The sequence below is a fragment of the Acinetobacter sp. TUM15071 genome (genome assembly GCF_008980925.1).
Lineage (GTDB): Bacteria > Pseudomonadota > Gammaproteobacteria > Pseudomonadales > Moraxellaceae > Acinetobacter > Acinetobacter dispersus.
The window spans coordinates 203,801-215,658 of sequence record NZ_BKGB01000003.1 but is presented as its reverse complement, the minus strand read 5'-3'; the positions used below and the strand labels follow the sequence as shown (position 1 = coordinate 215,658).

Genomic DNA, 11,858 nt, shown 5'->3' with positions numbered 1-11,858 from the left:
GCAAGATAAATTTATAGAAATAAGTGAATAAAATTCACGAATAATTAAATAAATATCAATCTCTGAAACCATAAACTTCGTGCTACAATATGTGCCAATCTTTAGCACGGCTTAAAAGCCCTAATATATAGGACCCTCCGCTAATGTTTGCCAATATTTCTATTGCTGAATTTGATCCAGAATTAGCTCAAGCGATTGCTTCTGAAGGCGTACGCCAAGAAGCGCATATTGAGTTAATCGCATCTGAAAACTATTGCTCACCAGCTGTAATGGAAGCACAGGGATCAAAACTTACGAATAAATATGCAGAAGGCTATCCTGGCAAACGCTACTACGGCGGTTGTGAATATGTGGATGTGATTGAACAACTTGCAATTGATCGTGCAAAAGAGTTGTTCGGTGCTGACTATGCAAACGTTCAACCACATGCGGGTTCGCAAGCAAACTCTGCGGTTTATCTAGCGCTTCTTAACCCAGGTGATACTGTTCTTGGTATGAGTTTGGCTCACGGTGGTCACTTGACTCACGGTGCTAAAGTAAGCTTCTCTGGTAAAACGTATAACGCTGTTCAGTATGGTTTAAATACTGAAACTGGCGAAATTGATTATGAAGAAGTAGAACGTCTAGCGTTGGAACATAAGCCACGCATGATCGTTGCTGGTTTTTCTGCATATAGTCAAATCGTTGATTGGCAGCGTTTCCGTGACATCGCAGATAAAGTAGGTGCATACCTTTTTGTTGATATGGCGCATGTTGCAGGTTTAGTTGCTGCGGGTGTTTATCCTAACCCAGTGCAAATTGCAGACGTAACGACAACAACGACGCATAAAACACTTCGTGGTCCACGTTCTGGTTTAATCCTTGCTAAAGCAAATGAAGAAATCGAGAAGAAACTTCAATCTGCTGTATTCCCAGGCAACCAAGGTGGTCCTTTGATGCATGCGATTGCCGCTAAAGCAATCTGTTTCAAAGAAGCAATGTCTGATGAGTTTAAAACTTACCAACAACAAGTGGTGAAAAATGCTCAAGCTATGGCTGAAGTATTAATTTCACGTGGTTATGATGTTGTTTCTGGTGGTACAGAAAACCATTTATTCTTATTGTCTTTGATTAAACAAGACGTAACGGGTAAAGAAGTTGATGCTTGGTTAGGTGCAGCTCACATTACAGTAAACAAAAACGCGGTTCCAAATGACCCACGTTCTCCGTTCGTAACTTCTGGTATCCGTATTGGTACGCCAGCAGTGACGACTCGTGGTTTCGGTGAAGCTGAAGTACGTGAACTTGCAGGTTGGATCGCTGACGTGATCGACAGCAAAGGTGACGAGAAAGTTATCGCTGACGTAAAAGCTAAAGTAGAAGCTGTTTGTGCAAAATTCCCAGTTTATGCAAACTAATTTGTATATCTAAAAAAGCGCCGCAAGGCGCTTTTTTTATGGATAAAGAAAACCTAAAAATATCAATCATTCTAATTTCACAGCATCAAATTGGTGCTTTCTTTTTAAAAGTGTACTCTGAACAATCTAAAAATGATCATTCTGGTATTACGAATATGAAAAATCGTATTACTAAACTGGCATGCCTTTTGCTTCATGACAATACAGATAAAGTTGTCTAGGGTTCCGATGTGTCCGTATGGAGACATGACTGGTCCGAGAGATAACGGTTCGATAGAACTACACGGAGGGATAAAAGCCCGGGAGGACAGGCATATTGCCATAACGAGGTTAAGCATCCGCAAGGGGTTTGTTATGAATCAATCGTTCTATCACGACAATAAAATACTGTGGCAAGAAACACTACCCGGTGGGCATCACTGGTCTGGTCGCATTCAACGTGGTGCAGTTTTGCAGCTTGAAGCACTGGGGCAGCAGGCAAATGTATCTTTGTTCTGTGTCAATGCAGATGACAAGCTCGAGCGTTTTAATATGCCCGATAGTCTGAAAGCCCAACATACGGCTTTTCTCTCAACAGGGCATGTTTTGTATTCTGATCTTGGTCGTGTAATGGCTTCCATTGTTCAAGATCAACATGGCTGGAATGATGTGTTTTGTGGTCCGAGTACCGCACAGCAAATTGCACAACATTTTGGCAAAAAAAACTTTCAGGATGCGCGTAATGACATGCATCAAAATGGTCTAGATAGTTTGTTGGTGGAATTGACCAAGTTTGGTCTAGGCCAAGCGGATTTGAGTGCGACGGTAAATTTATTTTCAAAAGTCCAGCCTGATGATCATGGCCGATTAAGCTACGTAACAGACGATAATCAACAGCAAAAGATTGAACTGCGCTTTGAAATGGATTGTCTGGTTTTTCTATCTGCAGCACCACATCCACTCGACTCATCTACACCTTATCAACCCGCCGATATCCAACTTCGCCTATTCAAAGCCAATACCTTAACTGAACAAGATGTTTGTCGGGATTCATGCGCGCAAAATCAGCGTGGTTTTGCCAATAACACACGCTATTACGCATTGTCGAATTAAGGTAGGGAGCGAGAAAATGACTGCATCTGCAAAAATTGAACAGATTGTTTTAGATGAGATTTGCCTTGCAGGCGAAGCGTGGATGGGTGAGGTGAAGCAAGGTCAGTACTTCCGCATTATTGATCTGGAAGGGAACCAAGCCGTTGATACCTTATTTATCAGCGCCAACAATGCCGAAGAGCGTTATAGCGCAACCGATACCTTGGCGCAAAATCAGCAACTTTATCTGGAAAAAGGCACGACCTTATTTAGTAATTTTGCCCGTCCAATTGCCCGTATTGTTGATGATAATTGCGGCAGACATGACACCTTAGGTGGCGCATGTTCATGTGAAAGCAATACGGTACGTTATGCACACGATAAATATCCGATGCACAGTTGCCGCAATAATTTCATGTATGCCTTGGCACAGCATCCGATTGCCAAAAAGCATCAGCTCAATGTCCGTCATATTGGACCCAATATTAACTTTTTTATGAATGTACCCGTGACAGCTGAAGGTCATTTAAAGTTTGAAGATGGGGTGTCTGCACCGGGTAAATATGTCGAGATCAAAGCCGAAATGGATTTGATCGTTCTGATTTCAAATTGTCCGCAATTGAATAATCCTTGCAATGCCTATAACCCGACCAAAATCCAACTTGTTGTACGTGAAGCATGAGGTGGCAAAATGTTTAAAAAAGTACTGATTGCCAATCGGGGGGCGATTGCCTGTCGCGTTATTCGTAGTTTAAAGAAACTTGGGATTCAATCGGTTGCGGTCTATTCCGAAGCAGACCGAGATTCCTTGCATGTCAGTTTAGCGGATGAAGCGATTTTTATCGGTGATTCAGCTGCACAGCAAAGCTATTTAAATATTGAAAAAATCCTTGCTGCAGCACAGCACACAGGGGCTGAAGCGATTCATCCTGGTTATGGTTTTTTATCGGAAAATGCCGCATTTTGTGATCTGTGCGAGCAACAAGGTATCGCATTTATTGGCCCAACCTCACAGCAAATGCGTGATTTTGGTCTAAAACATACCGCACGTGAATTGGCAATTCAAAACAATGTACCCTTGCTACCGGGTAGTCAGTTGCTTATCGACTTGGATGATGCATTGCTTCAGGCTGATCAGATTGGCTATCCCGTGATGCTGAAAAGCACCGCGGGTGGTGGTGGGATTGGTATGCGTTTGGTTTGGAATGAGCAGGAATTAAAAGAAGCCTATCAAACTGTTTCCTATTTGGCACAAGCCAATTTTAAAGATGCAGGACTGTATTTAGAAAAATTTGTCGAAAATGCCCGTCATATTGAGGTACAGATTTTCGGTGATGGTCAAGGCCATGTCATTGCGCTTGGTGAGCGTGATTGTTCAGTGCAACGCCGTAATCAAAAGGTGATTGAGGAAACACCTGCACCGCATTTGAATGATGAGCAACGTAATTATCTTCAAAAAGTTGCGATTCAATTGATGCAGTCGGTGCAATATCGTTCCGCGGGTACGGTGGAATTTGTGATGGATACCGATACACAACAGTTCTACTTTTTAGAAGTGAATACACGCTTGCAAGTGGAACATGGGGTGACGGAACAGGTTTATGACGTTGATCTGGTTGAATGGATGGTGAATTTGGCCAGTGGGGATTGGCAAGCACCGCAACAGATTGCGCCACCCAAAGCTCATTCGATTCAAGTGCGTTTATATGCCGAAGATCCGATCAAAAACTTTCAACCCAGCGCAGGCTTATTGACCAGTGTCAAATTTGACCCTCAGTCACGGGTGGAAACTTGGGTGGAAACAGGCTCAAATGTTTCTTCATTCTATGACCCGATGATTGCAAAAATTATTGTCACAGCAGCAGATCGTGAACAGGCCATTGCTGCCATGCAAAATAGCCTAAGCAATACCGAAATTGCAGGGATTGAAACCAACCTCGAGTATTTACAGGAAATTATCGCGGGTGAGGTGTTTCAGCAAGGCACACAGACCACGCGTTTCTTGAATCATTTTGAATGGAAAACTCAAAAAGTAGAGGTGTTGCAGGCAGGGATTCAAACTGCAGTGCAAGACGTCACAGGTCGCTTGGGCTATTGGGATGTTGGTGTTCCGCCTTCAGGTGCGATGGATGCATTGAGCCTGAATGTAGCCAATCAATTATTAGGCAACACGTTTAATAGTTCGGGGCTAGAATGTACTTTACTCGGGCCAACTTTAAAATTTCATTGTGATAGTCAAATTGCCATTACTGGCGGTGAGATGGAGTCTAGCCTAGATGGTCAACCTGTCGCGATGTGGTCAACGATCAATGTGCGTAAAGGGCAGGTGTTAAAATGTGGTCGTATCAGTACAGGTTGTCGCAGTTATATTGGGATTAAACATGGATTTAATCTGCCTGCGTATTTAGGCAGTTTAGCCACCTTTACCTTGGGGAAATTTGGTGGTCATGCAGGGCGTAACTTACTGATTGGTGATATGTTGCCAATCACTGAAGCGAAAATCGAGCAAACAGTTGCATTAAAGCCTGAACAAATCCCAAGTTTTAAAACCGAATGGGAAATCGCGGTGATGTATGGCCCGCATGGTGCACCAGATTTCTTTACGCCGAATGACGTTGCCATGTTTTTTGATCAAGACTGGGAGATTCATTTTAACTCGAGTCGTACCGGCATTCGTTTGATTGGTCCTAAACCTGAGTGGGCGCGGATTGATGGAGGCGAGGCTGGTTTACACCCATCGAATATCCATGACAATGCCTATGCCATCGGTGCAATTGATTTCACTGGGGATATGCCGATTATTTTAGGACCTGATGGCCCGAGTTTAGGCGGCTTCGTTTGTCCTGCGGTGGTGATTAACTCAGAGTTGTGGAAGTTGGGGCAACTGAAAGCAGGCGATAAAGTCAGATTTATTCCTGTTAGCTATGCGCAGGCGCAACAGTTAGAACAACGCTATCAATCGGCTTTACAGGATGAAACGATATCGAAGGTTAATTTTTCACCTGTGTTCAAAGCTGAGCCTGTTACTTTAAAAAATGCGGTGTTGGCGACTTTGGATCAGGGTGCTGATAAACCCAAAGTGAGCTATCGCCCCGCTGGAAACCAATATCTGTTAGTCGAATATGGTGAACTGGTCTTGGATCTCAATTTACGTTTTCGTATTCATGCCTTAATGCAATGGGTACAACAACAAAATATTCAGGGCATCATTGATTTGACCCCAGGCATTCGTTCATTGCAGATTCATTATGATTCGACTGTATTAGAGCAACTAGATTTACTACGGTTGTTACAGGTGGCAGAAAGCGAATTACCCGATATTGAAAATATGCAGGTGCCTTCAAGAACCGTGTATCTACCCCTAGCTTGGGAGGACTCACAAACGCAACTTGCAACCGAAAAATATACCCAATTGGTTCGTCCAGATGCACCGTGGTGTCCAGATAATATCGAGTTCATTCGCCGTATTAATGGTCTTGCATCGAAGCAAGCGGTAAAAGATGTGGTCTATGACACGGCTTATTTGGTGATGGGTTTGGGCGATGTTTATCTAGGGGCACCTGTTGCCACACCACTAGACCCGAGACATCGCTTAGTCACTACTAAATATAACCCTGCACGAACATGGACACCCGAAAATGCGGTTGGAATTGGCGGTGCTTATATGTGTGTTTATGGCATGGAAGGGCCGGGTGGCTATCAGTTTGTAGGCCGTACCACACAGGTGTGGAGTCGTTATCGTCAAAATCCGAATTTTGAACTGCATAGGCCATGGTTGCTTAGATTCTTTGACCAGATCCGTTTCTATGAAGTATCTGAGACTGAATTATTGGACATGCGGGAAGACTTTAAAGCAGGCCGTTTGCAACTGCGGATCGAAGAAGGGGTACTGAATCTCAAAGACTATAATGCTTTTCTGAAAGATAATGAGAGTAGTATTCAGGCCTTTAAACAGGTTCAACAAAGCAATTTTGAAGACGAGCGCCGTCGATGGCACGAAGCGGGCTTGGCTGAATATGTTTCTGAAAGTCTAGATGCGGTACTGGATGATTCAGAGATCACAGTTCCGAGCGGTGGCATGATCGTGGAGTCACATATGCCAGGCTCAGTCTGGAAAATTGAATGTACCGTGGGAGATATTATTGAAGAAGGTGAAACTTTGGCAGTGATTGAAGCAATGAAAATTGAAATCCCAATCCTTGCACCTGCAAAAATGAAAGTCGACAGTATCTTGATTGATAAAGCGCAAACGGTAAAAACAGGACAGGCATTATTCACGCTTGCGCCTGCTGGATAGCGATTAAATTCATGATGCAGAAAAGGCCCTATGATGAAACATCGGGCTTTTTTTATGTGCATTTATTCAGCAATTCACACGGTTTTTCCTCCTTTATTTGGCTAAAAAACTGGCATAGATACTGCATTAAATATTACGAATTATAAATTTGGTATTACTAAGACTGAGGTGGTTATGAAAACGCAATCAATCCTAATTCAGTATTTCAAAGTTGCAGCGCGCTGTTTTGCCAATTTACTGAGCGTCCGTGCAGGTCTGTATGTAAAGCAAACCCAGCTTCCTAAATAGTCGTCTGATCATTATGAATGCTCGTCCTAAACTGACTCGAATCAGTATTACCGTCCCTGAAAAAACGGTTGAGGCCTTAGATCAAACTATTGTCGAAGAGCATTATGAAAGTCGCTCTCAGGCTATTGTCGACATGATCAACAAGCATCTCATTGCTGAACAGGCACAGCAAAATGCAGTCATGGTCGGCACACTAACATTGTTGTATGACGCCAGTTGTATGCCACTGCGTATGCAACTCTTAGACTTACAGCAGAAGTTTTTAGAACAGGTGATCAGTTCATTACATATTCAACTGGATCAACAAAAAATATTGGAAGTCATGCTGTTACAAGGTGGTAGCAATGACCTTAAACAGATTAGCCAACAATTTACTGCCTTAAAAGGGGTGATTAAAGGGCATCTGGAACTCATGGATGCCGTAATGCCACCTTTACAGCAAAACGATTAGCAAGCGTCAGTATTGTCGCTAAATACGCGATTTAGATGTGGGCAAAATTTTCAAAAAAGATATGGGGTGATTATGAAGCAAACAATAGTAACTTTATCCGTTTCTGTACTGTTGGGACTGGGTCTTACAGCGTGTGATAATTCGGCTAAAGTGCCAACAACAGAGAAAGCAACTGAGTCCAAAGATGTCACGTCAATGACTCCAATGATGATTGGCTATAGTGATTGGCCGGGTTGGGTGGCTTGGCAAGTAGCAATTGAAAAGGGCTGGTTAAAAGACGCAGGCTTAAATGTTGACTTTAAATGGTTTGATTATTCAGCATCAATTTCTGCTTTTGCCGCCAATCAACTGGATGCGGTGTTTATTACCAATGGCGATAATTTGGTCAATGCCTCCGGGGGAAGCAAGGGTATGATCATTATGGTGACCGATTATTCTGCGGGTAATGATGTGATTATTGCCAAGAATGGTATTAACAGCATTCAGGATTTAAAAGGCAAATCCATTGCTACAGAAAAAGGATTGGTCGATCACCTGTTGTTATCGACGGCTTTAACCGACGCTAAGATTCCTTTCTCAGATATTAAACTGGTCAATTCGGTGACCAATGAACTTCCTCAAGTGTTTGGCAGTCAGGATGTTGCTGCAATTGCAGTTTGGCAACCTGTTGCCAATCAAGCTCTAAAAGCGGTCGCAGGTTCCAAGATTATTTATAGTTCCAAAGATAAACCAGGCTTGATTTACGATACCCTGGCGGTAAATCCAAGTCATTTATCTGCGCATAAAGAGGATTGGAAAAAGCTGATCCAGGTGTGGGACAAAACGGTGAAATATATCCAAGACCCTGCCACACACGCGGATGCCGTAAAAATCATGGCCAATCGTGTTGGTGTTGATCCTCAACAATATGAGCAATTTATTGAGGGGACGCATTTACTGGATATTGCAGCGAATAAGAAAGTGTTCCAGAAGGGAACAGGCTTTGACTCGATTTATGGTTCGACCTATCACGTCAATCAATTTAATGTCAGTAATGGGATTTATAAAACTGCAGTGGATGTAGATGGCTTGATTTATCCAGCGTTGGTGGATGAGTTGAAATAGTGCTCGGTTTGATCAGATGTATTTTCAATATATCCAAAATAAAAAATCATAGCGGAGTCATATATACATCTCGTCTTATTATTAAATTAACCACTGCGTCTTGCACTTCAGTTGAAATATATTTCAACGTCGTTCAGGTTCGACCTACTTTTCTTTCGGGAAAAGTAGGCAAAACCATTGTCATCTGCAAAACCTGTTCTCTTCTTTCATTTAAATATAGATATTGCAAAGACAATACTTTTATAGATATCAGGCAGGTTGCAGACGACATTTCCGAGTATCATTTTGTTGATGAATTTAGATTTGCAATATTTAACTTAGTTGAAGAGTGATTTTTTATATTTATAGATTTTCAAATAATTAGGGCGATTACGATAAAGATATTTATCACAATAGCCCTTGTCTAGGTTAATCAGATAGAAACAGGATTAGTAAGTTCGCGTGGCATTTTTTAATAAATGCTTTTGCTCGGCATCCAACCAGTGTTGTGTATCTGTGGTGGTTGCTGTTGTGGTATTAAATACAAAATCAGGTTGATACATATCCACATGAAAATAAAGTTGATACAGTTCACCTTCAATCTGTTTCAATTGAGTCAGGGTATTGGCATCTTCTATTTGAAAATCATCCAGTGAAATCGATTGCTGCAAACGACTGGTGATTGTACTAAAACCAATAGAAGAACCATTTAAAGCAACTGAGACTTCATAGCTTTCAATGGCTTTTCGATCATTGTCAGGATGATCAATCTGGCCATTTTTCAGTTGATTTTGTCGTTGAGGAAGGCGTGATTGTGCATAAGCCATGTGTTGATCGCTGATAATCAAACCACCGTCCATAGGTATCATCTGTTGTGTTGCCACATGCTGCATTTGGAATAAGCGTAAACCGAGTAATAGGCCATGCTGAGCTTGTTGCCGCCAATCTTCTACATAGGCATGGGAAGGTGAGAACTCTAAAATACTATTGCCGATCGGGTAAAGCTTGGCGGGTTCAGGCCATTGGATATGATTCTGATAGTTTTGATGAACCTGCCAAGAGAGTAATTCGCGCTCTGAATCCCATAAAGTATCGCCAATCCATCCTTGTCGCTCATGCACTGCAGTTTGATTGGCATTGATCAGTCTGAGGTCGATTGTGAAAGATTTGGACTGAAACCAATACACAATGGTTTTTTCATCGGTCATGCCACTAAAGAAGCTGATACTTTTACGTCTAAAGCATCCCAGTAAATAGCGTGGTAAGGGGAAGTGATCATCAATTACTGTTGGCTCAAGTTGCGCTAATAAGTTGATTAGATTCATTCGCTTGCTCCCTGCTCATTTAAACCAAAAGAGTACAGCGGACGGGCATTTTCAAGTACCAGCTCACCCGACTGAATGCGTTGCTTGAGGTACATAAAAGTTTGAGCGGTTTGATTAAATAGATGCTCACCACCTTTCATTGGCGGATATAACGGCGCTTCATTTTGAATCAGTGGTTGAATCATATAGTCATAATCACAGGAGAAGAACAGCGGAAAAGAGAAACGTTCTTGCTGCACTCGTCGAACACGATGCTTGGTGGCTAGATAACGACCATTGGATAAGATTTCCATCATGTCACCAATATTCATCACCATGGTGTTTTCGATTAAGGGAATATCGATCCATTCACCCTGTTTGTTAAGGACTTGTAAACCTTCAGCCGTTGGAAATAAAAGGGTAAAACATTCATAGTCGGTATGTGCGCCAATACCCGATTGATCTTCAGCCTCGGGATTGTAAGGGTAGTGAATCAGCCTCAATTGGCTCGGTGCATGCTTTGAATGTGGTTCAAAAAAGTCCTCATTCAAATCAAGTGCCAAAGCAAAAGCTTTAAATAGCTGATTGCCGATGGCTTTGATATGTTGATAATAATTTAAGACAGTGTGTTTAAAGTGGGCATCTTCAGGCCATAGTGTTGGGCCAAGCAAAGGACGACGATGCTGCTCTCCGAGATAGTCATAATTGATGTCATAGGACTCTTTTAGATCATAGACATTGGTTTTGAATTGTTCTTCGCCGATTGGCACATAACCACTATGATTTTCGGATAGACCAATATAATGTTGCATTTTAGTGGCTTGGTCTTGGCTAAAATAATGCTGCGCGGTTTGTTTTAACTGATCGAACAGTTCAGGTTGAAATTGCTCCCCCTGAATGTATAAGAAGCCGACGTCTTTACAGGCTTGATCAAGTTGCTTCACTACTTGTTTGCGATCTTCTAAACTCGCGGTGTTGAGGAGTGAAATATCAATTAAGGGCAACACATAATCATGGTTCATGAGATTCACCATTGGCTGGTCGTCCAGCAATAAATGAAGCAGATTGGGTCGTCCCAAACGCTATTTTATTTCTGTGTACTCATTTGGGTCATACGTGGAATTTTAGGTAAATCCTGCAACGCGGGATCTAGGGCTTCCTCTTGGTGATGCACCAATAGATCAACACGCTGCCGTAGCTGTTTGAATTCAGGTGAATGCATCAGTTCCATGCTTCGTGGACGTGGTAAATCGACTTCGATAATCTCTTTGACTTCACCTGGATTGGCTTTTAAAGCCACAATACGATCTGCCAATAAAATGGCTTCATCCATGTCATGCGTGACAAATAAAATAGTGATATCAATGTTTTGCCATAAGTCCATGAGATGCTTTTGCATTTTTTGTCGGGTGTAGGGATCGAGTGCGCCAAAAGGCTCATCCATGAGTAAAATCTTAGGTTCATTGACCAAGGCGCGGGCAATAGCGACACGCTGTTTCATCCCACCAGAAAGTTCATGTGGAAACTGATTTTCGTATTTTTCTAAGCCAATAATATTGATCCATTCGCGTGCCATTTCTTCGGCACGGGTTTGACTAATGCCTTTCATCAAAGGACCAAACATGACATTTTCTTTGACGGTTTTCCATGGAAATAAGGTATAGCCTTGAAATACCATGCCACGTTCTGAACTCGGGCCTTTAATCTTTTGCCCTTCAACCAGAACCTCACCACTGTGGTAGTCATCTAAACCTGCTACCACACGGCTTAAGGTTGATTTTCCACATCCTGAAGGACCAATCACACAGACTAACTCACGTTTATGAATGCTAAGGTCTATTTTGTTGAGCACGGTGCGTTCTGAATCACCATGTTGAAAAATTTGCGTCAGTTGCTTGGTTTCCAACATCACGGGACGCGTATAAATATGCTCAAAATAGGCTTTGGCATCAAAATTATCCGTCATA

General features: G+C 42.3%; 10 protein-coding genes and 1 riboswitch. Of the genes, 7 read left to right on the top strand and 3 right to left on the bottom strand.

Going from position 1 to position 11,858, the window contains the following annotated elements; translation table 11 throughout:
• Positions 1-143: 143 nt before the first annotated feature.
• The 7 genes from glyA (at position 144) to GBI66_RS04450 (ending at position 8,608) form a co-directional block, all read left to right on the top strand.
• Positions 144-1,397 (top strand): serine hydroxymethyltransferase, encoded by a 1,254-nt coding sequence (gene glyA / locus GBI66_RS04480; RefSeq protein ID WP_151715300.1) that lies wholly within the window; start codon positions 144-146, stop codon positions 1,395-1,397.
• Positions 1,398-1,435: 38 nt separating this feature from the next.
• Positions 1,436-1,618 carry a hypothetical protein gene (locus GBI66_RS04475; RefSeq protein ID WP_151715299.1) on the top strand — a complete coding sequence of 61 codons (183 nt, stop codon included), beginning with the start codon at positions 1,436-1,438 and terminating at the stop codon, positions 1,616-1,618.
• Positions 1,604-1,705: riboswitch (guanidine-I (ykkC/yxkD leader) on the top strand. (Overlaps the previous gene by 15 nt.)
• Before the next feature lie 46 nt (positions 1,706-1,751).
• The gene (locus tag GBI66_RS04470; protein ID WP_151715298.1) at positions 1,752-2,489 is read left to right on the top strand and encodes an urea amidolyase associated protein UAAP1; all 738 of its coding nucleotides are present in this window, start codon (positions 1,752-1,754) and stop codon (positions 2,487-2,489) included.
• A 16-nt stretch (positions 2,490-2,505) separates the two neighbouring features.
• Positions 2,506-3,150 carry an urea amidolyase associated protein UAAP2 gene (locus GBI66_RS04465; RefSeq protein WP_151715297.1) on the top strand — a complete coding sequence of 215 codons (645 nt, stop codon included), beginning with the start codon at positions 2,506-2,508 and terminating at the stop codon, positions 3,148-3,150.
• Positions 3,151-3,159: 9 nt separating this feature from the next.
• Entirely contained in the window at positions 3,160-6,765 is a 3,606-nt protein-coding gene (gene uca / locus GBI66_RS04460; RefSeq protein WP_151715296.1) for an urea carboxylase, read from the top strand.
• Positions 6,766-7,066: 301 nt separating this feature from the next.
• The gene (locus GBI66_RS04455; protein WP_005187690.1) at positions 7,067-7,504 is read left to right on the top strand and encodes a CopG family ribbon-helix-helix protein; all 438 of its coding nucleotides are present in this window, start codon (positions 7,067-7,069) and stop codon (positions 7,502-7,504) included.
• A gap of 72 nt (positions 7,505-7,576) precedes the next feature.
• On the top strand, positions 7,577-8,608 hold the full coding sequence (locus GBI66_RS04450) for an ABC transporter substrate-binding protein (RefSeq protein WP_151715295.1): 1,032 nt from the start codon (positions 7,577-7,579) through the stop codon (positions 8,606-8,608).
• Positions 8,609-9,036: 428 nt separating this feature from the next.
• Here the strand turns inward: GBI66_RS04450 and GBI66_RS04445 are convergent, their stop codons facing one another.
• The 3 genes from GBI66_RS04445 to GBI66_RS04435 are packed head-to-tail and all read right to left on the bottom strand — an operon-like array spanning position 9,037 to position 11,857.
• On the bottom strand, positions 9,037-9,912 hold the full coding sequence (locus GBI66_RS04445; protein WP_151715294.1) for a hypothetical protein: 876 nt from the start codon (positions 9,910-9,912) through the stop codon (positions 9,037-9,039).
• Positions 9,909-10,925, bottom strand: coding sequence for an isopenicillin N synthase family oxygenase (locus GBI66_RS04440; RefSeq protein WP_151715293.1), 1,017 nt, complete (start codon positions 10,923-10,925; stop codon positions 9,909-9,911). The genes GBI66_RS04445 and GBI66_RS04440 overlap by 4 nt, the downstream gene beginning before the upstream one ends.
• A 53-nt stretch (positions 10,926-10,978) precedes the next feature.
• The gene (locus tag GBI66_RS04435; protein ID WP_151715292.1) at positions 10,979-11,857 is read right to left on the bottom strand and encodes an ABC transporter ATP-binding protein; all 879 of its coding nucleotides are present in this window, start codon (positions 11,855-11,857) and stop codon (positions 10,979-10,981) included.
• Position 11,858: the final 1 nt, after the last annotated feature.

What these genes read in the sequence shown, in the direction of transcription:
- glyA (WP_151715300.1), top strand. Translation starts at nt 144, where the DNA reads ATGTTTGCCAATATTTCTATTGCTGAATTTGATCCAGAATTAGCTCAA.
- GBI66_RS04475 (WP_151715299.1), top strand. Translation starts at nt 1,436, where the DNA reads ATGGATAAAGAAAACCTAAAAATATCAATCATTCTAATTTCACAGCAT.
- GBI66_RS04470 (WP_151715298.1), top strand. Translation starts at nt 1,752, where the DNA reads ATGAATCAATCGTTCTATCACGACAATAAAATACTGTGGCAAGAAACA.
- GBI66_RS04465 (WP_151715297.1), top strand. Translation starts at nt 2,506, where the DNA reads ATGACTGCATCTGCAAAAATTGAACAGATTGTTTTAGATGAGATTTGC.
- uca (WP_151715296.1), top strand. Translation starts at nt 3,160, where the DNA reads ATGTTTAAAAAAGTACTGATTGCCAATCGGGGGGCGATTGCCTGTCGC.
- GBI66_RS04455 (WP_005187690.1), top strand. Translation starts at nt 7,067, where the DNA reads ATGAATGCTCGTCCTAAACTGACTCGAATCAGTATTACCGTCCCTGAA.
- GBI66_RS04450 (WP_151715295.1), top strand. Translation starts at nt 7,577, where the DNA reads ATGAAGCAAACAATAGTAACTTTATCCGTTTCTGTACTGTTGGGACTG.
- GBI66_RS04445 (WP_151715294.1), bottom strand. Translation starts at nt 9,912, where the DNA reads ATGAATCTAATCAACTTATTAGCGCAACTTGAGCCAACAGTAATTGAT.
- GBI66_RS04440 (WP_151715293.1), bottom strand. Translation starts at nt 10,925, where the DNA reads ATGGTGAATCTCATGAACCATGATTATGTGTTGCCCTTAATTGATATT.
- GBI66_RS04435 (WP_151715292.1), bottom strand. Translation starts at nt 11,857, where the DNA reads ATGACGGATAATTTTGATGCCAAAGCCTATTTTGAGCATATTTATACG.